The sequence below is a fragment of the Micromonospora sp. NPDC048830 genome (assembly GCF_043198215.1).
Taxonomy (GTDB): Bacteria; Actinomycetota; Actinomycetes; order Mycobacteriales; family Micromonosporaceae; genus Micromonospora.
Window position 1 is genome coordinate 16,790 of record NZ_JBICUP010000008.1, and the last position, 19,745, is coordinate 36,534.

A 19,745-nucleotide genomic window follows, 5' to 3' on the forward strand; every position below is an offset into this window, starting at 1 on the left:
CGAGCTGCGGCGGCTGCTCGTCGTCCTGCGGGGGCCCGAGGGCGCCCCGGACCGGCTGCCCTCGCTGCGCCAGCTGGAGCCGCTGCTCGCCCCCGTCCGCCGCCGACGGCGCCGAGGCCGTCCGGCTCAGCGCCCGGCTGGAGCCGGACGTCGTACTCATGGACATCCACATGCCGGTGCTCGACGGGGTCGCCGCCACCGAGCGGATCCTGGCCGACCGCCCCCGCCGGCGGGTCGTCATGCTGACCACGTTCGACCTCGACGAGTACGTCTACCGGGCGCTGCGCGCGGGGGCCTGCGGGTTCCTGCTCAAGACCACCCCGCCGAAGGCCCTCGCGGAGGCGTTGCACAGCGCCGCCCGGGGCGACGCGCTGCTCTCCCCGGCGATCACCCGCCGCCTCATCGACCACTACACCGCGACGGCGCGGGCGGTCCGCGCCCCCGGCCTGGCGGACCTGACCGCCCGGGAGACCGAGGTGCTGCGCCTGATGGCGCGCGGCCTGTCCAACCGGGAGATCGCGGCGCAGCTGTTCCTCGGCGAGGCGACCGTCAAGACGCACGTCAACCGGATCTTCGCCAAGCTGGGCGTGCGGGACCGGGTGCAGGCGGTGGTCCTGGCGTACGAGACCGGTGCGGCGCAGCCCGGCGGCCGGCCGGACCGGTGACCGCCGGGCCCGGCGGCCGGCCGGCGGCGGGTGACCTTGCCGGCGTCTGCCATGCTCGGGCGGTGACGACCGGCCGGCCGACCGGCGGCAGGTGGGAGACGCAGTACCTCCACCTGCTCGAACCGCCGCTGGTCCGGGTCGGCCAGCGGGTCGCCCAGGGCGAGCAGATCGGGCGGCTCGGCAGCACCGGCAACTCCGGTGCCCCGCACCTGCACTACGAGCAGCGCCGGGGCTGGGAGAAGGTGGAGACCTGGTTCGACGGCTCGCCGTCCGGGATCACCCACGACGACGCCGAGTGCACGGTCAGGCGGACGAGCAACAACTGCCGGACCGACCCGACCCGCTGATACGCGCGGCACCCGTGGCCGGGCGACACGCCATCCACAATGGACCTGTGTCACCGGCCTGGGTGTAGAGTCCGCCCGACAATCGGTCGAGGAGGGCTCTTTTGTACGTCGATGCGGCGTTTCTCGCGTACCACGACAAGCCGGAGCGGGCCAGGCTGCGCGGGCTCGCCCGCAACGCCGCCACGCCGGTCGACGTCCTGCTGCGGCTGCTGGACCATCCGGAGGGCGTCCGTCCGGACGTCACGCGCCGCCCCGCCTGGTCGGACGAGGCGGTCGACGCCGTCGCGGCGCACCCGCGTCCCGCGGTCCGGGCGGTGCTCGCCGAGGCGGTCGGGGCGTCTCCGGAGCAGCGCGCCCGGCTCGTCGACGACCCGGACCGCAGGGTGCGCTGGCGGCTCGCCGAGGGGCCGGACCGGTCCCGCTGGGCCGTGGCGGCGCCGTTGCCGCGGTGGGCGTACGAGCGGCTCGCCGGCGAGGGCGACGACCTGATGCGCGACCTGCTGGCGAACTGGTGCCGGTGGACGCCGGCGGACATCCGCGCGGCGTTGCGGACCGGGGCCGCCGCGGACCCCTCCGGGGAGGCGCGGAACGCCGACGGCGACGCGCCGCTGACCCGGGAACGGGCCGAGGAACTCGTCCGGGACGAGAGCGAGTGGGCGCGTACGCAGGCGGCGGCCGACCCCGCCCTGCCCGCCGACCTCGTCGCCGTGCTGGCCACGGACCCGTCGCCGGACGTGCGCCTGGCGGTGTCCATGCGCCCCGAACTCAGCGAGGAACAGCCGGCCGCCGTCGACTACCACGTCGCGCCCGCGGACCGGCTGACGCCCCTGGACTGGGTCACGGAGACCACCGACCCGGACGTGCTGCGCCGCTGCGTCCACTCGGCACACGTGGCCCTGCGCCGCAGCAGCGCGTACAACCCGCACCTGACCCCCGAGCTGGTGGCGGTGCTGGCCGCCGACGAGGACCACGCCGTACGGCTGCTGCTCTGCGAGAACCATCCCGACGTGCCGGGTGAGGTGGTTCTCCAGACGTACCTGGAGGCGGAGGTCGCCGGCCGGGGCGACCTGCTGGACCACCCGTGCTTCCCGCGGCAGGGGCTGGCCAGCCTGGCCGACTCACCGGACCCGAACGCGCGCGCCCTCGTCGTCCTGGACCCGCAGGCGCCCGCGGCGCTCATCGAACGCCTGAGCCACGACCCCGACCCCCGGGTACGGTGCCGGATGGCCGCCGACGAGCGGCTGCCGCTCGACAGGCTGCTCGCGCTGTTCGACGACCCGGAGACGACCGAGGCGGCGGCCAGCAACCCGAACCTGCCCGTCGATCTGATGGAGCGCATCCTCGCGGACGCCCTTCCTTAGTTCACGGGCCGGCGCAGTCCGTCGCGCCGTGCCGCCACGAGTGGTCGTAGCGGCCGGCCACCTTCGTGACGAACGCGGTTATCGCCCGCTCGTCGAGGGTGTCCAGCCGCTGGAGGCGCTGCCAGCCGCTGAGCCCGATGCCGTGCCCCAGCGCCGGGTACGGGGCCACCACCACGTCCCGCGGGTAGCGGCGGCCGATGCGTTCGAGGGCGGTGACGTCGGCCGCGGAGACGTCCGGGGCGTACTGCAGCATGATGTGGCCGTGCTCCAGCGCGTGCACCTGCAACTCCTCCAGCACCGGCTCCCGGTAGATGCCGGGGGTGATGACGCGGGGGGAGTGCGGGCCGGAGGTGGGCGGCATGGTCCGGTACGGCTCGTGCGGCGCGCCCTCGTACGCGATGTGCCGGTCGCCCTCGGACGGTACGGGCGTGCCGGGGACCTGGCCGCAGGGCAGCGCGGTCTCCCTGTCGGCCAGGCCGAGGACGACGCCGAAACCGAGGCTGGACATGGTGAGCACGCTGAGCGTGGTGACGACGACGCTGACGAGCGTTCCCAACCACCGCCGGCTCATGACGTCACCTCGCTGCTGATTCGCTCGCTGCGCTCGCTCATGGCATCACCCTCCTGCCCTGGATCCGGTTGCGGACGATCACGCCGAGCGGCAGCAGCACGTTCAGCGAGGCGAACAGCAGCAGGGCGATCCCCTCCCACCAGTAGGAACTGGTGATCGGCGAGCCCACCATGACCCCCAGCGACCAGCCGATGGTCACCTTGGCGCTCGGCCACAGGAAGTGCAGGACGAACCACGCCATCCAGACCAGGCCGGCCAGGTACAGCAGCCGGTACCAGCGGGACACCCGCAGGTCCCGGGCGTGCGCGTCGCGCAGGATCGTCGCCTCCTGCGGGGTGAGCCGGCGGACGAGGCGCTTGAGGGACAGCCGAGTGATCTGGTGGAGGTTCCGGCAGCCGGTCGCGGTCGCCATCACCAGGTACATGTCGGTCCGCAGGTACGCCAGGGTCTGGAAGGCCAGCTTGACCGCCTGGCTGAACACCACCATGGCGAGGAGCCGGACGAGGCCCGGCGGCAGGTCGATCCACCCGCGGGACCAGGCGAAGCGGGGCGCGACGGCGGCGAACAGCAGCACGCAGTCGACGGCCACGCCGGCGAGGAAGGGGCCGTAGCGGCGCTCGGGCGGCAGCGCCCACAGCCCGGACAGGTCGGTCTCCAGCACCGGGAAGATGCCGCGGCGCTCGATCCGCAGCCGGGACGGGATCCCGACGGCGGCGCCGGCGAGCGCGTGCCAGATCTCGTGCACGACCGTCAGGACGACGACCACGACGTTGGTGAGCAGGAGGCTGAGCACGATGTCGGGGAAGATGAACGTGTCCTCGTACGTGGGCAGCAGCGACGGCTCGGCGGCGAACATGGCCAGCGTCGCGACGAGACAGCCGGTGTAGACGGTCCAGGCGGCCGGGCCGAACAGCGGCCGTACGAACCGGGCCGGGATCCGCGAGACCGACCAGTGTCGGGCCGCCGTCGGCGCGGCCTCGCCGGCGGTACGCCCGTCGATGACGCCCGCCTCGACGAGCACCTCGACGAAGTCGAGGGCGTCCACGGGCTCCCCGGTCTCGCGTTCCACCTCGTCGGCGGCCTCGGCGACCGTGCGGCCGTCGGCGAGGAGCCGGACCAGGCGGGCGCCGACCTCGGGGACGACGACGAAGGTCCCGGTGGCGGGGTCGCCGACGACGTACTCGTCCTCGTCCTCCCGCCGGACGACGAGGTGGGCGACGCGAGGGCGGCTGTCCGCGTCGAGGACGCTCACCTCTCCTCCTCGACCCAGCCGCAGGTCTCGCACCGCTGACCGGGGCGCGGGTTCACCACGTAGTGGTAGGTCAGGTCGGTGAGGCTGAGGTGGTACATCCGGCCGAGCGTGGTCGGGGGGATGCCGGCGAGGTGGTACACCGCGTCGAGCGCGGCCAGGTGCCCGGTGAGGTTGGCGGTGGGCGCGATGACGGCGTGGCCGGTGAACGGGAACAGCTCCTCGGGGGCGGCGCCGTACCGGTCGCGGAGCCGGTCGTTGACGCTGGGCAGGCACGCCTGGCAGCACGTACGGCCGGGCACGAACAGGCCGACCACGGCCATCGGGCCCGCGTACTGGGCGATCATCCACGGCGTACCGGTCTTCAGGGCGGCCCGGTTGGCCCAGTCGCGGATCGCGTGCAGCGGCTGGTCGGCGCAGAGCACGAGCAGGTCGCGGTCGCGCATCAGCTCGGCGAGGCACTCGGCCGAGTCGACCCGGGTCTCCTCGCCGGTCACCGTCACGTACGAGTTCATCCGGCGCAGGCGGTCGACGGCGACGGCCAGCTTCGGCGCGCCGATGTCGTCCTCGGTGTAGAGCAGTTGCCGGGTCAGGTTGCCGGGCTCGACCACGTCGAAGTCGACGCAGTGCACGGCGCCGACCCCGGCGGCGACGAGGGAGGAGGCGATGGCGGAGCCGGTGCCGCCGAGCCCCACCACGACCACGCTGCTGCCCTTGAGCCGGGCCTGGATCTCGAAGCGGGACGTGCGGGGGGTCAGGTCGACCCAGGCGTGGTAGGTCAGCGCCCGCTCGTACCGCTCGATCTCGGCGGAGCTCAGGGTGGGCGGGGGCGGCGCGGCGGCGTCCTCGACGTAGCCGGCGTCGACGATCGCCTGCATCGCGTCGGTCGCCTCGTCCGCGGTCATGTCGGGCCGTTCGGTCAGCAGGGCCGAGACGATCTCCGCGCGGGTGCGGGTGCCGTCCATCAGGCGCAGCAGCGACCACAGGGATCCGTCCTCGTCGTCGATCTCCGCGCCGATGCCCATCTGCCGGCCGCCGATGTTGATCAGCGTGGGGTTCAGCCGTACGGGCTTGTGGATGCCCTTGATCCGTGGTCGCAGCATGCGCAACTCCTTGACGAATGGCGGCCGGGACGCGGTGCTCCGCGCCCCGGCCGGATCTCCGATCAGCTGCAGAGGTCGTTGCGGCAGCCCGGGTCGAGGATGGCGACGGTGGTCTCCAGCTTCTCGAGCTTGCGCACCACGACCTTGGCCGGCTTGCGCTTCGTCTCGATCTTCTTGTCCATGGCAACCTCCAACGAATTGAGAGGGATCGACGCGATCGCGTCGTCACCATTAGAGCACCCGGTAATACCGATGACAATGATTGGAAGCGTCGAATCAATGACTCGGAATGCGCATAGCCTGGCGCTGCGGACGGTGGCGGAAAATAGCCGCCCAACGGGTTCGGATCGCAGGTGTTGGCTGGAAAGCAGTGCTTTCGGGCGGGTCGTCCACACGCGACAGATGGCCCTATGGGGGGTTGGCGCGGGCTCCTGCGTCAATAGCTGGTAATGGCCCCGCTGGGGGTGTTTTGCGGGGGTCCGATCCGGGCGTACCGAAACAATTCCGCCGCGTCTTGATCGACTCAACGTCGGGGACATGGGGGTGTCCGAGGGCTCCGGATGCCCCCATGTCGGCGACCGGGGGTGCATCGACGGTGTGTGTCCGATCACGGGCAGCTACACGGCCGCCTCGATGACTACTATCGGTGTGTCGCTGGTCACGGGGCCGGTCCAACGGCCGTCGACCTCGGGAGGTGGTGGACGATGCCGACGGAGTGGGCTGGCCACCCGGCGCCGGGCCTCGTCCGGTCGAGGCTCATCACCTCGTTGAACGCGCGGCCGCGGTCGCTCGGCCTGGTCGTCGCCCCCGCCGGATCCGGCAAGACCACCCTCCTCGCCCAGTACGCGGCGACCGTTCCCGGCCCGGTGGGCTGGCTGCGTACCGTGCCGTCGGACGCCGGCCCGGCGCAGGCGCTGGCCCGGCTGGACGCGGCGCTGCCCGACGGCGAGCGCGGCCTGCTGATCCTCGACGACCTGCACCTCGTCGAGGGCTCGACGGGGGAGTCCGTCCTGCTGGATCGGGCCCTCGCCCTGACCCGGGACGGACTGCGGGTGCTCGTCGGCACCCGGCGCACCCCGTCGGTCATCCTGGCCCGGCACGAGTTCTCCGACAGCATCGTCGTCGACGCCGACCAGTTGCGGTTCCGCACCTGGGAGGTCGAGCGACTGCTGCGCGACGTCTACCGGGAGCCGCTGCCCGCCGACGACGTCGCGGCCCTGGCCCGCCGGCTCGGCGGCTGGGCGGCCGGCCTCAAGCTGTACCACCTGTCGACCCGGGGCCAGCCGCTGCCCGACCGCCGCCGGGCCGTCGCCGCGCTGGGCGCGCGCTCGGCGCTGTCGCGGGACTACCTCACCCGCACCGTGCTGGCGGAGCTGGTCCCGTCCCTGCGCCGGTTCCTCGTGCGGACCTGCGTGTTCGAGACCCTGACCGCCGAGCGGTGCGACCGGCTGCTGGGCGGCGGCGACGGGCAGGCCGCACTCGAGGAGCTGGAACGCCGTCAGGCGTTCACCGTCTCCCACGACGGCGGCCGCTCCTTCACGTACCACGAGGTGCTGCGCGCCCACCTGATCGCGGCGCTGACGGAGGACCTGGGGGAGGCCGGGGCCCGGGCCTGGCACGCCCGCGCCGGGCGGGTGCTCGCCGAGGAGGGCGCGGCGCTGGAGGCAGCCCGCTGCTTCGCCCGCGCACAGCGGTGGCCGGACGTGCACCGGCTGCTCGACGCCGCCGGCACCGCCGTCGCCGCGCGGGGCCTCGACCCCTGGTCCGACCTGCTGCCCGCCTGGTTCATCGCCGAGGACCCGTGGCTGGTGCTGGCCGACGCACAGCACCGGATCAACGAGGGTCAGCTGGCGGCGGCGGTGCCGCTGCTGCGCCGGGCCGAGGCGATGTTCGGCGCCGCCGGGCCGGGCGCCGACCGCTGCCGTCAGCTACGCGCCGCCGTGACGGCGTGGCTGCCGGACGGGCCGAACTGGCGCGGCCACTGGTCCGGCTGGCTGCGTACCGCCACCCGCCGGCACCCGGTCGTCGTGGTCGGCGAGGCGGAGCGGCTGACCGGCGCCGAGGACACCCTGGTCCGCGCGGCGGCGTTGCTGCTGGCCGGGCACGCCACCGAGGCGCTACGCGTGCTGGACCGCCCGGTCCCCGCCGACGCCGGCCCGGTCGGCCTCGCGTGCCGGTTGCTGCGCGCCGCCGCCGCGCTCACCGGCGGCGACCCGCACGCGTCCGCCGCGGCCGCCGCCGTCGGCCTGGACGCCGACCAGGCGGGCCTGCCGTGGCTGGCCCGGCTCGCCCGGGCGGTGCCCGCGCTCGGCGGGGCGGAAGCCGACCTCAAGGAGGCGGCCGCCGTCGTGGAGGAGTGCGACCGGCTGGGCGACCGGTGGGGGGCGCTGCTCACGGCCGGGTGTGCCGCGCTGGCCCGCTCGCTGCGCGGCGGGCCCGAGGTCGACGAGGCGGGCCGGTTGCTCGACCGGGCCCGCGCGGTGGACAGCGGCGCGCTCGTCGCCTGGGCGCAGGCCCTGCTCGCCCTGGCCGCCGTGCGCGCCCGGCTGCCCGACGCCGAGGTCGAGGTCCGCCGGGCGGAGGGCACCGCGCGCGCCGCCGGGGTGCCGGGGGCGCGGGTGCTCGCCCTCGCCGCGGGCGTGCCCGCCGCGCCCGACAGGAGATCGGCGCTGTCGGCCGTGCGCGCCGTCGCCGAGCAGGCCGGACTGCCCCGGGCGGCGGTGGCCGCCTGGCTCACCCCGGAGCCCCGCCCGGCCCGGTCCGCGCCGGACAGCGCCCCGCTGACCGTACGCTGCCTGGGCGGCTTCCGGGTCTGCCTGCACGGGGAGCCGCTGAACTGGTCGCCGCTGCGTCCCCGGGCCCGGGCGGTGGCCCGCATCCTCGCCATGTACGCCGGGCGGCCCGTGCACCGGGACCGGCTGCTCGGCGCGCTCTGGCCGGACACCGACCCGGCGGCGGCCACCCGCACCCTGCACGTCGCCCTGTCCAGCCTGCGCCGCTTCCTGGACACCCGGTTGCCGGCCGGCGAGCGGGAGACGCTGCTGCACCGCGACGGGGACGCGTACCTGCTGGCCCTGCCGTCGGACGCGTGGTGCGACGTCACCGAGTTCCGGCGGGCGCTGGAGCGGGCGTCCCGGCGCGGGTCCAGCCGCGACCCGCGGGCGCTGGACGACCTACGTACGGCGGTGGCCGCGTACGGCGGTGAGCTCCTGCCGGAGGACGGCCCGGCGGAGTGGGTGGTGGCCGAGCGGGAGACCCTGCGCCGGCAGGCGGCGGACGCCGCGGCCCGGCTCGCCGAGGCCGCGCTGCGCGGGGTGGACGGCGCCACCGGCGCCGAGCCGGCGGCGGCGATGGCCGCCCGCTGCGTCGAGATCGACCCCTGCCACGACGCGGGCTGGCGGCTGCTGATCGCCGCCCACGACCGGGCGGGCAACGCCGCCGCGGCCGAGCACGCCCGCCGCCGGTACGCCGACGTGCTCGTCTCCCTAGGGCTCGACCCGTCCCCGATCGCCGGCACCCCGCCGGCCGCCACGGTCAGCGCCGACCGAAGAATTCCGCTTCCCCGATCGCCACGGACGGCGTCAGTCCGGGGCCGTACGTCGAACGGACCACCAGCCTGACCCGCACCACGTCCGACGCCTCGACGTCGAACTGCTGCGGCCCGGGTTCGTCGCGCAGCTCGACGTCCGCCCGGTGCTGCCTGCCGCCGGCGTCGACGGCGACCACGGTCAGCCCGCGCGGCCGACCGGCGGACAGGAACGCCTGCCGCCGCGGGCCGACCCCCGGGGTGATCACCACGGTGAGCAGCCGCACGGGCTCGGCGAATCGGCCCTCCACCCACGCGTCGACGGCCTCCCCGCTCGGCGCCCAGTACCGGTTGTTCGCCCCGTCGGTCAGCCGGGGCGCGCCGGCACCGGACGCCTCCGACGACGCCGTCACCGAGGCGGGGACGAGCGACGCCGGGTCCTCGGTGCGGTCCCGTACCTCGTCCACGGCCCGCCGGGCCAGGGGCGGCCCGACGACGGCCAGCACCCCGACGACGCAGAGGGCGAGCACGATCAGCAGCATCCGGCGGGTCGCCCGGGCGGCCCGCCGGTCGTCCCGCAGCGAGCGGCGGCGGGGCGCCCGGCGGCGCAGCCGGTCCCACCACCGCCGCCACCAGGTCCGCCGCGGCGCCGGTCCCGCCGGCGCGACCAGTTCGCCGCCGCACGAGCGGCAGAACCGCCGGCTCGGAGCGTTGTCGACGCCGCAGGCCGGGCAGGCCAGCTTCGGGTCCGGCGGGCGGGGCGGCGGGTCGACCGGGTCCTCCACCGGCGAAGGGACCGGGTCGGCCTGCTGCCCGTGGCGGTTCGGCGGCCCCGGCTGCACGGGCTGCACCGGCTGCACGGGCTGCACCGGCTGCACGGGCTGCACCGGCTGCACGGGCTGCACCGGCTGGACGGGCTGCACCGGCTGCACCGGCTGCACGGGCTGCGCGGGCTTCGGCCGCGGGGGATCGGGCCGGCTGCCGTCGTCCCAGTGCAGGAACTCGCCGCAGGTGCCGCAGAACTGGTCGTCGTGGCCGTTGGTCGCGCCGCACTCCGTACAGGTGATCATGATCCCGTCTCCAGCGTCCAGCGGACGTGGGCCGGCACGGCGGACGCCAGGACCTGACGCACCAGCGCCTCGTCGACATTCCCCTCGACCCGGACCCGGACCTCCGGCGCCTCCTCGGGCGGCGGCGCGCCGGTCGGCGTCGCCGAGCAGGTCACCCCGCCGTTGTCGGTCACCTCCACCCGCGCCCCCGTGGCGACCTCCAGCGCCAGCGCCACGCCCCGGGCCGTCCCGCGCCAGCGGTGCACCTCGACGGCGTGCCGGACGAGGTCCCGCCGCGACTGCGGGGGCCGGTCGGCGTCCGCCGGCGCGGCCACCCAGCCGGCCAGCCAGTCGAGGAAGTCCGGCGGCGCCAGCTCCAGGTCGAAGTACGCGTCCAGGCAGTCGAGCGTCAGCAGGATCGGGGCCAGTACGTCGTCCAGCCCGGCGGTGAACCGCTGCGCGAAGTCGTCCTCCTGGTACACCGCGGGCAGTTGCTGCCCGATCGGGTGCGGGCTGGCCAGCCCCGGTACGGAACCCCGCATGATCCCCTCCTGACCTCGGCGACCCGGCCGCTCACCCGGCGACCCGCACCTGGTGCCCGTACGAGAAGGCGAGCGCGTTGACGCCGAGCTCGACGCGCTGCACGGCCTCGCCGCGCTCCCCGGTCCTCGGGTCGGCCCCGAACAGCCGGACGTCCTCCACCAGGTCCACCCCGTCGACGCGCTGGAGCACGGCGTGCACCTCGCCCGACTGGACCGGCCGGCCGAACGGCCACCCCGCGCCGTCGGGGCCGCCGTGGACCGGATCCAGGTAGTCGTAGAGCGCGCGCACCGCCCGTCGGCGCAGGTCGGCGTTCGACCCGCCGCCCCGGGGCCGGGCCCGGACCTGGGCGACCACCGTCACCCCCTGGTAGAAGGGCGGCTCCACCAGCACCCGGGCGCCCACGCAGCGGCGCTCGTCGAGGAACGCCCGGATCCGCTCCAGCGTCTCCTCCCGGGGCAGCAGCGCGGCGAACCGGGCCGCGTCGTCGTCGGCGTCCCCGTGCTCGCCCAGCGCCGGCACGACCAGCACCCGCACCGCCGTCGAGCCGTCGCCCGCCGGCACGCACCGCACCCGCAGCACCTCCGGCGCGGCCTGCCGGGCCAGCTGCTCGTAGTCCGCGGCGGTGACCGCCCGCTCCCGGGTCCGCAGCGTCAGCGGCCCCCGCACCGACGTCTCGTCCAGCGACTCGCCGTCGACCCCGCCGGTCGCCGCCGCCCGGTTGGTCACCGTCGACACGAACGGCACCGGGTCGCGCAGCACGGTCAGCGTGCGGGCGGCCACGTTGCCCTGCCGCCCACCGCCCGTCCGGTACGCCGGAATCCTGATCACCGCCCCCTTCGGCGGCACCGCCCCGTACCGGCGTACCGTGCCGTCGGGCTGCCGGACGGCCGGCCCGAAGCTGACCTCCCCGCTGGCCCGGTCCACGCGGACGTGCCGGTCCTGCGGCCCGGAGTCGGCGAAGCTCGTCACCTCCCGCCAGGTCTGCCACCCGTCGGCGGTGCCCACCTCGATCTCGACCGCGCGGTCGGCGGCCACGATCGGCGCCCGCTGCACCGTGAACCGCTGGCCCGGCACCCCCTCGGCCGCGCCGAGGGTCTCCCCGGCGATCAGCTCCGCGTGGCACGCCGCCACGGTGCCGCCGACGGTGTCCGCGGCGGCCCGCCCCAGCCGCGGCGGGGCGTGGAAGAACGGCTGCCCGGGGGCAGGCTCCCGCAGCCGGCAGCGCAGCCAGCCCGCCCGGTGCCGCGCCACCACCGACGCGACGTGCCCGGCCGGCACGTGCAGCACCACCTCGCCGGCCCGGTTGAGCGCGCCCGTGGTGTCCCGCTCCACCGGGCACTCCGCCCAGCCGCCGTCCGTCCACGCCTCCCACACCAGCGGCGCGTTCGTCGGGTCCACCCCGCGCCCGGCCACCGCCCAGTCCATGGTGAGCAGCACCGCGCAGCCCGGCACCGCCCCGTCGAGGCCGAACAGCACGGCGTCGCCGGGCGCCGGCGGGTCGGCGAACGCGGGCACCCGGTCGGCGCCGCCCAGGTCGCCCGTCCGGTCCGCCGGCTGGCCCCCGGCCGGCACGGTCAGCACCCGGACCAGTCGGCACGGCGGCACGGTCAGCTCGCGCAGCGTCTCGAAGGTCACCGGCTCGACGTTCTCGCCGCGGACGGTCGCCACGTGCGTGCCGGCGGGCACGACGACCGGCGTGTCGCGCGGCGCGGACAGCCAGAACGTCACGTCCGTCGAGGCCACCGCCGGCGGGAACGGGGTGACGCCGAGCAGGTCGAGAAACTTCACGTAGTGCCGGTCCGGCACCCGGTTGAGCCGGTAGAGCAGCTGGTCGACCATGTACGCGAACGTCTCGATCAGGGTCACCCCCGGGTCGGAGACGTTGTGGTCCGTCCACTCCGGGCAGCGCCGCTGCACCAGGCGCTTCGCGTCGTCCACCAGGTCCTGGAAGCGGCGGTCGTCGAGGTGGGGCGCGGGCAGGGCCATCACGGGGCTCCCGGGTCGTGCGCGGGGATGACGTAGAACGGGAAGACCAGGTTGCGCGGGTCGTTGTCCTGGCGCAGCCGGTAGCGGATGTCGATGTGTAGCTCCCCGTTGGCGGGGTCGACGAAGTCGACCAGCACGTCGTCCAGCTCGATGCGCGGCTCCCACCGCTCCAGCGCCAGGCGCACCTGGTAGGCGATCTGACCGGCGGTGGACGGGTCCGCCGGGGCGAACACCAGCTCGTGGATCGCGCACCCGAACTCGGGCCGGCCCGGCCGCTCGCCGGGGGCCGTACCGAGGATCAGGCGGATGCTCTCCACCACCTCGCGGTCCCCGCGGACCAGGGCGATCCCGCCGGTCGGGTCGGTACGCAGCGGGAACGCCCAGCCGGCGCCGACGAAGTCCGCAGCCATCCGCCTCACCCGCCGATCAGCACGGTCGGGCAGCCGGCGACGATCGGCGCCCCGCAGGCGGCGAGGTCGCCGAGCCGGGCGGCGGGCCGGCCGCCGATGAGCACCGTGGGGCACCCGGGCGGCAGCAGCGGCGACGGCGGATGCGGTGGCGTGCCCGGGAACGCGCAGGCGTGCATGGTGCCCACGGTGGCGGCGGGCTGCCCGCCGATGAGGACGGTGGGCACGCCCGGCCCCCCGACCGTGCCGGGGTGCGCGGTCGGGTCGCCGACGCGAGCGGCTGGTGGCACGGCACCTCCTCCCTCAGTTGATCCGGACCACGGCGCCGCGAACCGTGACCGGCCCGCCGGCGGTCAGCTCCGCGTTGCCCTGCCCGGTGACCTTGACCGTCGCGCCCTCCACCGACGCGCCGGCGGAGCCGCGTACGCTCACCCGGCCCTGGCCCTCGATCCCCACGTCGCCCTTCGCCGTGACGGTGACCTGCTGCCCGGCCAGCTCCAGCGGCCCGGAGCCGGCGTCCAGGCTGATCCCGTTGCGGGCCCGGACGCTCACCTTCCCGTCGCTGACGATCTCGATCTGGCGGCCGGTCCGGTCCAGGCGCAGGGTGAACTTCCGGTCCCCGGTGGCGAGCAGCACCCCGTCCGGGCCGCTGCCGGCCTCCAGCAGTTCCAGGCGGTGGCCGGTGCGGGACACCAGCGCCCGGGCGGCGATCCGGCCGCTGCTGCCGTCCACCGTCTCGGTGTCCAGCCGCGGGGGCGCGTCGGTGCCGTTGTGCAGCCCACCGAGGACGTACGCGGCGTCCAGGCTGCCGCCGGTGAATCCGACCAGCACCTCGTCGCCCACCTCCGGCAGCAGCACCGCCCCCCGGCCGGCGCCCGCCCCGGGCTGCACCACGCGCGCCCAGCCGGTGGTGTACGCCCCGTCCAGCCACGGCAGGGTGAGCCGGACCCGGCCGAGCTTCTTCGGGTCCTTCACGTCGCTGACCACCGCCGGGACCAGCCCGTCGCCGGCCCGGTCCGCGCGCGCCGCCCCGGCCGTCAGCCCGTAGAGGGAGCGGTCGGAGCGGCCGGAGACGGTGAACGCCGTGGTGTAGCCGGCCTGCTCGCTGAACACGTGCCGGGTGCTGGTCAGCACGTACCGGCCCTGGAACGGCTCGCCGACGTTGGCCAGCGCCACCGCCGCGCCCGCGCGCAGCCGGGCGTTGCCCTTCGCCACCCCCTCGATCTCGGCGCAGCCGCCGCCGAGGTCGCCGGCCAGCGCGCCGGCCACCGCCCGCACCGCGGCGTCCGAGCCCAGGGTCGGGTCCGCCACCAGGTACGGCGGGCTGCCCACCTGCCTGCCCAGCGCGGCCGGGTCCACGCCGATGCCCTCCGCGCCGGGCACCTTCGGCACGGCGGTCGCGCTGACCGCCCGCTTCGTGGCCGGGTCCCAGCCGCGCGCGGCCACCTCGGGCACCTGGGCGGTGGCGGTGACCCCGGCGCGCAGCGCGATCAGGTTCCGGTTGACCTCCAGCACCAGCGGGTCCTGGGTGGCCCGCGCGGACGGGTCCGGGGCGCCGGCCGGCGGCTCGGGCATCCGCAGGTGCAGCTCCCCGTCCAGCACCAGCACCTGCGCGCCGACCAGCCCGGCGAGCCGGTTGAGGAACGTCCAGTCGCTGACGTTGTCCTGGCTGAGCTGCGCCTCCGGCTCGCCGCCGACGCCGGTCACGGGGTCGATCCGGCCCGCCTTCAGCCCGGCCCGCCGGGCCACCTTCCGCACCACGTCGGGCACGCTCATTCCCGGGTACGCGGCCACCCGCCGGCCCCGCAGCAGCCGGTGCGCCAGGTCCAGGCCGCGTACCTCGGTGAACGAGCCGGAGGCGTCCAGCTCGTACTCCAGGGCGGTGACCTCGCCGGTGAGCAGCGGCGCCGGCCCGCCCGGGTCGGACGTCTGCACGCTCAGCCGCACCGGGGCGCCGATGGCGAACCCGCCCTTGGCCAGCACCGTCCGGTCCGGGTCCCGGTAGCGCAGCACGAACCGGTCGGGCAGGTTGCGGCTGTCGTCGACCGCCGCGTACGTCAGCAGCGCCGCGACCTCCGCGGGCAGCGGGCTGCCGCCCACCTCGACGAGGAGGGCGTTGGCGAACTGCTCATTGGCCACGGGCGCCGTCCGAAGGGGTCAGTTCCTCCGGGGCGGGCACCAGCAGCGCGGTGCCGGGACGCAGCCGCATCGGGTCGTCGATGTCGTTCGCCTCGGCGATGCGGCGCCACAGCCCGGACCGCCCGTACGCCTGGTAGGCCACCGAGTGCAGGGTGTCCCCGGCGACGACGACGTGGATGTCCCGGGCCTCCCGGGCCCCGGAGGTCGGGTTCTGCCCCGGCTGCTCGCCGGAGATCTCCTCCAGGGCGACCGTGCACAGCGCCCGCACCGGCGTGCCGCCCGGGGTGAACAGGGTGTACTTGGCGCTGACGCTGGCCACGAAGGACGGGAAGCCGACCATGCCGCCCCAGTGGAACACCACCCACGGCGGCGAGCCCTTCTTCTGCTGCCGGCTCGCGTCGGTCGGCACGCAGCAGGCGAACAGCTCCTCGACCCGCCGCACCACCGAACTGTCCATCGTGTCGGTGGCGTCGAAGAACATCTCCAGCGTCAGCTTGCACGGGTCCGAGCCGGTGAACTCCGGCACGCCGCTCTTCTTCGCGTTGCGCTGCGCGTCCCGCTTCCACTTGGCGGTCTTCGTCAGCGCCAACTCCTTCGGGTTGAACTGGAACGGGATCCGGCCCAACTGCGGCCCGGGGGAGGCGGTGCCGCCGTTGCGGGGCGGCTCGTGCAGTTGCAGGTACGCGTGCGTCAGCTGCGGCGGCGCGCCGCCGCCCCGGCCACCGGGGCTCCCGGCGGCGGTGAACGTGACAGGCGAAGTGCTCACGGGCTCACCCCCCGGTCCCGGGGCCGAAGAAGCCGTGGTGGGCCAGCTCCAGCGTCTCCACCGCGACCTTCGGGTTGTCCGGGCTGAGCTGCGGCCCGCTCCACCGCACCGGGATGACGTCGAGCAGGCCCCAGCGGGCGATCACCGTGCCCTCCAGGGTGCGCGCCTCGATCGTGGCGGTCTTGCGGGTGATCCCGCTGGCCATGCCGGAGAACCAGCGCATCAGCTTGGCGCTGTCCGCCGTGATCGGCCGGGAGAGCTTGACGTTGGAGAACTTCATCCGGGTGGGCAGCTGCCACACGTGCCCGTTGTTGCCGCCCTCCTCCCGCTGCTCGACGACCACCTCGCAGCCCAGCCCGTCGCAGGTGTTGAACGCGCCGAGATCCTGGTCGTCGATCCGCACGACGAACGCGATCGCGACGGCGACGTCGTCCTTGGCCATCCATCCCTCCCTGGTCGGCGCGGCTGGCGGCTGTTCGTCAGCCTGGGCCGCCGAGCACCCCGTGCCGCTCCCGGTCGAGGCGCAGTTCGGTCTTCAACCGGCGCAGCAGCGGGTCGTACAGCTTCTTCAACAGTTCCTCCGGCTCCGTCCCGCCGCCCGGCGGGGCACCAGGCGCCGCCGGGCGGCCGGCCGCCGCGGGCTCCGCGCCGGGCGGCGGGGCCGCGCTCGCGGGTGGGCCGGCCGCGTCGGCGGGCGGCGGCGGGTCGGCCGGTTCGGCCCGCTGCACGACCGGGCCGGGCGGGTCCCGGCCCGGCCCGGCCGCCGCCGGTTCCGGCCCGCCACCGGGGTACGCCCACAGCAGGCCGTCGCCTACCGGGTTTGGCCGGTCGGGCGGCGAGCCGGGCAGTGCGCCCACCCACCGCTGCACTGGTGCGGGCCCGGCGTCCCCGGCCGGTGCGGCCCGGACGGTCGCGGGGACGCCGGGCAGATCGGGTACGACCGCGAGCGGGCCCGGCTGTGGCCGCTGCGGTTCGGGCACGGCTGCGGGTACGGGTGCGCCGTCGCGCTGCCAGGTGATCCGCTGCACGCTCGGGCCGGCCGGCGCGGGCGCGGCCGGCGCGTCCCCGGTCAGCAGCCGCAGCGGGCGGTCGCCGACCAGCCGCGCGACGACCAGGGGCGGGGGATCGGGTGCGCCGTCCGGCTGCCCGCCCCTGGTCAGCTCGGCCGCCGATCCCACGGGCGTCTGGTGCGCGGCCGTTGGCGTCTCCACCCGGGACACCACCGGCAGGTCGACGTCTCCTGTTCCGGGGCTCGCTGCCGGGCCGTCCCGGCCCGGCAGCGCGGTCGGCTCCCCGTCGGCCCCGGACTGTGTGGGGCCGGGCGGCGGGGCGAGCAACGGCGCCACGCGCGCCTCGGTGGACGCCCCGCCGTCCGGCGGCACGAACGTCTGCACGGGCTGCGGCTGCCCGGGAGGCGTGCCGCCCGTGCCCAGTACGGCTGGTGTCGCGGCGGTGCCCGGCAGCGCGGTGTCCCGCTGAGGTGTCGGGCCGGTGAGCGGCAGGTCGCCGACCGCCGGGGGAGGACCACCGGCGGCCTCGGCGTCGCCGTGGTGTCGTGCGGGGTCGACGGGCGTGATGGGGCCGTCGGCGGCGAGGCGGGAGACGGCGACCTCGCCGAGCAGCCCGGCCTGGTCGACCGTCGCGGGCATCGCGTCCTCCGCCAGGCCGGCGTCCTGGTCGTCCTGTCGGCCGGGGTTGCCGCCGTCGTCCGACTGGCCGGTGTCGCCCACCGGGACGGGGGTGGCCTCGTCCGCCTCGGCGGGCGGCCGGTGGACCAGCGCCGGGGCGGCGTCCCCGGTCGGCACGCGCTGGACCGGCGCGTCGTCCCCGGGCGAAACGCGTTGGACCGGCGGACCGGTGATGTCGCGAGGGGTCGGTGCCGGGGCCTCGCGCGGCGGGAGCAGCGGGGAGACGATCGGCTCGCCCAGGCCGAGCCGGCGGGGCGGCCTCGGGCCGTCGGCCGGCACCCGCTGCACGGGCAGGTCGGGTGCGGACCGTCCGGCGCCGGACGCCGGCGGCCCGGCGGCCTCCGACGGCGGCGACGGCTCGGGCAGCGCGCCGGCCGCCTCCACAGTGACGGGGGCGTCCCGCCCCAGGGTCGGCGCCTCCGGTGGGTCGACGGGCTCGGGAGGGTCGGCGTCGACGGCCGGGGTGTCGGTCGGCCGGTCGGTGGGCCCGGACAGGCCGGCGTCGCCGGCCCGCTGGACGGTGCGGGTGGGCTCGGACGCGCTGGCGTCGCCGGGCCGCCCGCCCGCGCCGGGCGGTGGGTCGACGGCCGGCAGGTGCAGCTCCACCGCCGGCGGGGGCGCGGCCAGCAGCCGGCTGACCGACACCGGCTCCAGCGGCACCGGCCGGCCGGCCTGCGCCACGTCGGCCGCCACCGGTCGGCTCACCTGTGCCGCGTCCGCCGCTACCGATCGGCTGACCGGCATCGGCTCGCCGCCTGGCGGCACGGCCGGCGGGTTCGGCACCGGCCGATGCCCGTATGCCTGGGCGACCTGCCGCTGCACGGTGGGCGCCGCGCGGCGGGCGCCCGACTCCGGAACGGCGAGGGGCAGCGGCGCGGGGTCATCGGCGGGCGGGCGGGCGGCGGGCTCCGGGGCCGCCGGCCCGTCCACCGGTACGGCCGCGCCGTGCAGCACGCCGGCCGGCTCGGCGTCCCCGACGAGGTGCCCGAGCGGCGCCAGGTACGACGGGTCGCGCCAGGCGGCCAGCGAGCCGGTGAACGCCTCGGGCAGGTTCAGCCGTGGCTCGTCGGGGGTGACCCGCTGGATCGGCGGGAGCTGTTGCCAGGCGGGGGGCTCGCCCCGACGGATCTCCTTCGGCTCGCCCCGGCGGATCTCCTTCGGCTCGTCCGGGCGGCCTTCCTTCGGGCCGGCGTCGGGCGGCGCGGTGGCGGCCGGAGCGGGCGCGTCGGCGGTGGACCGCTGCGCGGTCCGCTGCGAACGCCGGCGCCACGGCCACAGCATCGGGTCACCGTCCCTGACTGATCCGGGTGTTGATGCTCGCGATCTCGGCCACGTACCGCAGCCGCTCGCCGTGTTCGAGGTCGAGGATCTCGTCCAGCGACCAGTGGAAGTGGTAGGCGACGTACGCGACCTCGGAGTAGATGCGGTCGGCCGCGTACGTCACGATTCCCCCAGGCGCCCGCCGGCGAGGTCGACCGCGAAGCGGTGCCGGCACTCCGGACACACCACGCTCGCGCGGGTGTGCCCCTCGCTGTTGATCCGCCGGTACATGTCCTGCAGGAACGCCAGGTCGGAGGCGAACAGGTCCTCCACCACGCCGGGGTGCACGTCCACCACCGTGCCGATCCGGGTGATCACCCGGCTGAGCAGCACCACCGTGAGGTACGCGGGGTTCTCCCGTACCCGGTCGTCGCGCAGCGGCACCAGCTCGTCCCGCGCGGTCGCCAGCCGCATCACCCCGTCCCGGTGCACCGTGCCGGAGCCGTCGACGTACCCGCGGGGCAGCTCGAACGGGAACTCCGTGCGCAGCGTCTCGCGCCGCGGGGCGACGGCGGGCGGCTCGGCCGGCTCGGGGCCGGGCGGCGGGACCAGCGACGACGTACGGCGCATGGGGCTACTCGACCTCCATCGCCTCGTACGTCACCACGAGCTTCTCGGTGAGCACGCTGGTGTCGCCGGCCTTGAGCGAGCTGATCTCCAGGCTCTTCGGCCACGCGTTGGTGAGCTTGTACCGCTTGATCGGGAAGCCCTCGTAGTCGAAGACGATGATGGCGCCGCCCTTGCGGGCGTCGCCCATCTTGCCGAAGCGGCAGTCCTTGATCCACCGCTCGAAGCTGTTGTCGGCGGTCAGGCCCCGGGTCAGCGTGACCTCGCCGGCCTTCGGCGCGCCGGGCGCCTTGCGTACGACGAACTTGCCGTCGGCGGTGTTCGACTTGTACTCGATGACGTCCTGCTCCATCTTGAGGCCGGAGACCTCGGTGATCTGGCGGATGACGACGCTGTCCACCTCCAGCCCGAACGAGTGGCCGACGGCGGAGTCGAAATCGGGAAGCGGCACGACGGCC

17 protein-coding genes and 2 pseudogenes are annotated in these 19,745 nt (G+C 75.9%); 4 read left to right on the plus strand and 15 right to left on the minus strand.

Going from position 1 to position 19,745, the window contains the following annotated elements:
* Window positions 1-98: 98 nt before the first annotated feature.
* From ACGFIZ_RS10010 to ACGFIZ_RS10020, 3 genes and pseudogenes are all read left to right on the plus strand, one after another.
* Window positions 99-665: pseudogene (locus tag ACGFIZ_RS10010) on the plus strand (LuxR C-terminal-related transcriptional regulator); the annotation flags it as partial.
* Between the two features lie 83 nt (window positions 666-748).
* Window positions 749-991 (plus strand): annotated as a pseudogene (locus ACGFIZ_RS10015) (M23 family metallopeptidase); the annotation flags it as partial.
* A gap of 122 nt (window positions 992-1,113) precedes the next feature.
* Window positions 1,114-2,373, plus strand: a complete 1,260-nt coding sequence (locus tag ACGFIZ_RS10020; RefSeq protein WP_393417687.1) for a hypothetical protein — start codon at window positions 1,114-1,116, stop codon at window positions 2,371-2,373.
* Window position 2,374: 1 nt separating this feature from the next.
* Here the strand turns inward: ACGFIZ_RS10020 and ACGFIZ_RS10025 are convergent, their stop codons facing one another.
* Genes ACGFIZ_RS10025 through ACGFIZ_RS10035 form a run of 3 tightly spaced genes read right to left on the minus strand, consistent with a single transcriptional unit; the run spans window position 2,375 to window position 5,296 of the window.
* A complete protein-coding gene (locus tag ACGFIZ_RS10025) occupies window positions 2,375-2,944 on the minus strand; it encodes a DUF3105 domain-containing protein (RefSeq protein ID WP_393417689.1) in 570 nt (189 codons plus the stop codon).
* Window positions 2,945-2,981: 37 nt separating this feature from the next.
* Window positions 2,982-4,196: a PqqD family protein gene (locus ACGFIZ_RS10030; protein WP_393417691.1), complete on the minus strand. Its 1,215-nt coding sequence runs from the start codon at window positions 4,194-4,196 to the stop codon at window positions 2,982-2,984.
* Window positions 4,193-5,296, minus strand: a complete 1,104-nt coding sequence (locus tag ACGFIZ_RS10035) for a HesA/MoeB/ThiF family protein (protein WP_393417693.1) — start codon at window positions 5,294-5,296, stop codon at window positions 4,193-4,195. The genes ACGFIZ_RS10030 and ACGFIZ_RS10035 overlap by 4 nt, the downstream gene beginning before the upstream one ends.
* 704 nt (window positions 5,297-6,000) lie before the next feature.
* Here ACGFIZ_RS10035 and ACGFIZ_RS10040 point away from each other — a divergent pair.
* A complete protein-coding gene (locus ACGFIZ_RS10040) occupies window positions 6,001-8,916 on the plus strand; it encodes a BTAD domain-containing putative transcriptional regulator (RefSeq protein ID WP_393417695.1) in 2,916 nt (971 codons plus the stop codon).
* On the opposite strand, the gene ACGFIZ_RS10045 is transcribed toward ACGFIZ_RS10040, so the two are convergent.
* From ACGFIZ_RS10045 to ACGFIZ_RS10100, 12 genes are read right to left on the minus strand one after another with little or no spacing between them, the layout of a single operon-like run.
* A complete protein-coding gene (locus ACGFIZ_RS10045) occupies window positions 8,831-9,892 on the minus strand; it encodes a discoidin domain-containing protein (protein WP_393417697.1) in 1,062 nt (353 codons plus the stop codon). The two genes, ACGFIZ_RS10040 and ACGFIZ_RS10045, sit on opposite strands and share 86 nt — an antisense overlap.
* Window positions 9,889-10,413, minus strand: coding sequence for a phage tail protein (locus ACGFIZ_RS10050; RefSeq protein ID WP_393417699.1), 525 nt, complete (start codon window positions 10,411-10,413; stop codon window positions 9,889-9,891). Before ACGFIZ_RS10050 ends, ACGFIZ_RS10045 begins: the two co-directional genes overlap by 4 nt.
* Before the next feature lie 31 nt (window positions 10,414-10,444).
* Window positions 10,445-12,400: a putative baseplate assembly protein gene (locus ACGFIZ_RS10055; protein ID WP_393417701.1), complete on the minus strand. Its 1,956-nt coding sequence runs from the start codon at window positions 12,398-12,400 to the stop codon at window positions 10,445-10,447.
* Window positions 12,400-12,810 carry a GPW/gp25 family protein gene (locus ACGFIZ_RS10060; RefSeq protein ID WP_347671216.1) on the minus strand — a complete coding sequence of 137 codons (411 nt, stop codon included), beginning with the start codon at window positions 12,808-12,810 and terminating at the stop codon, window positions 12,400-12,402. The genes ACGFIZ_RS10055 and ACGFIZ_RS10060 overlap by 1 nt, the downstream gene beginning before the upstream one ends.
* Before the next feature lie 5 nt (window positions 12,811-12,815).
* A complete protein-coding gene (locus ACGFIZ_RS10065; protein WP_347671217.1) occupies window positions 12,816-13,097 on the minus strand; it encodes a PAAR domain-containing protein in 282 nt (93 codons plus the stop codon).
* 13 nt (window positions 13,098-13,110) lie between these two features.
* Window positions 13,111-14,946, minus strand: coding sequence for a VgrG-related protein (locus tag ACGFIZ_RS10070; protein ID WP_393417703.1), 1,836 nt, complete (start codon window positions 14,944-14,946; stop codon window positions 13,111-13,113).
* The gene (locus ACGFIZ_RS10075) at window positions 14,936-15,712 is read right to left on the minus strand and encodes a LysM peptidoglycan-binding domain-containing protein (protein WP_393417705.1); all 777 of its coding nucleotides are present in this window, start codon (window positions 15,710-15,712) and stop codon (window positions 14,936-14,938) included. Before ACGFIZ_RS10075 ends, ACGFIZ_RS10070 begins: the two co-directional genes overlap by 11 nt.
* A gap of 4 nt (window positions 15,713-15,716) precedes the next feature.
* Window positions 15,717-16,154: a phage tail protein gene (locus ACGFIZ_RS10080; RefSeq protein WP_393417707.1), complete on the minus strand. Its 438-nt coding sequence runs from the start codon at window positions 16,152-16,154 to the stop codon at window positions 15,717-15,719.
* Window positions 16,155-16,191: 37 nt separating this feature from the next.
* Window positions 16,192-18,681: a hypothetical protein gene (locus ACGFIZ_RS10085; protein WP_393417708.1), complete on the minus strand. Its 2,490-nt coding sequence runs from the start codon at window positions 18,679-18,681 to the stop codon at window positions 16,192-16,194.
* Between the two features lie 4 nt (window positions 18,682-18,685).
* Entirely contained in the window at window positions 18,686-18,844 is a 159-nt protein-coding gene (locus ACGFIZ_RS10090; RefSeq protein ID WP_089006791.1) for a DUF6760 family protein, read from the minus strand.
* A complete protein-coding gene (locus ACGFIZ_RS10095) occupies window positions 18,841-19,290 on the minus strand; it encodes a hypothetical protein (protein WP_393417711.1) in 450 nt (149 codons plus the stop codon). The genes ACGFIZ_RS10090 and ACGFIZ_RS10095 overlap by 4 nt, the downstream gene beginning before the upstream one ends.
* A gap of 4 nt (window positions 19,291-19,294) precedes the next feature.
* On the minus strand, window positions 19,295-19,738 hold the full coding sequence (locus tag ACGFIZ_RS10100) for a phage tail protein (protein WP_393417713.1): 444 nt from the start codon (window positions 19,736-19,738) through the stop codon (window positions 19,295-19,297).
* Window positions 19,739-19,745 lie beyond the last annotated feature (7 nt).

Excerpts from the sequence above, each read along its gene's own strand:
- ACGFIZ_RS10025 (WP_393417689.1), bottom strand. The coding sequence starts at position 2,944 with ATGAGCCGGCGGTGGTTGGGAACGCTCGTCAGCGTCGTCGTCACCACG.
- ACGFIZ_RS10035 (WP_393417693.1), bottom strand. The coding sequence starts at position 5,296 with ATGCTGCGACCACGGATCAAGGGCATCCACAAGCCCGTACGGCTGAAC.
- ACGFIZ_RS10040 (WP_393417695.1), top strand. The coding sequence starts at position 6,001 with ATGCCGACGGAGTGGGCTGGCCACCCGGCGCCGGGCCTCGTCCGGTCG.
- ACGFIZ_RS10045 (WP_393417697.1), bottom strand. The coding sequence starts at position 9,892 with ATGATCACCTGTACGGAGTGCGGCGCGACCAACGGCCACGACGACCAG.
- ACGFIZ_RS10050 (WP_393417699.1), bottom strand. The coding sequence starts at position 10,413 with ATGCGGGGTTCCGTACCGGGGCTGGCCAGCCCGCACCCGATCGGGCAG.
- ACGFIZ_RS10055 (WP_393417701.1), bottom strand. The coding sequence starts at position 12,400 with ATGGCCCTGCCCGCGCCCCACCTCGACGACCGCCGCTTCCAGGACCTG.
- ACGFIZ_RS10060 (WP_347671216.1), bottom strand. The coding sequence starts at position 12,810 with ATGGCTGCGGACTTCGTCGGCGCCGGCTGGGCGTTCCCGCTGCGTACC.
- ACGFIZ_RS10080 (WP_393417707.1), bottom strand. The coding sequence starts at position 16,154 with ATGGCCAAGGACGACGTCGCCGTCGCGATCGCGTTCGTCGTGCGGATC.
- ACGFIZ_RS10085 (WP_393417708.1), bottom strand. The coding sequence starts at position 18,681 with ATGCTGTGGCCGTGGCGCCGGCGTTCGCAGCGGACCGCGCAGCGGTCC.
- ACGFIZ_RS10095 (WP_393417711.1), bottom strand. The coding sequence starts at position 19,290 with ATGCGCCGTACGTCGTCGCTGGTCCCGCCGCCCGGCCCCGAGCCGGCC.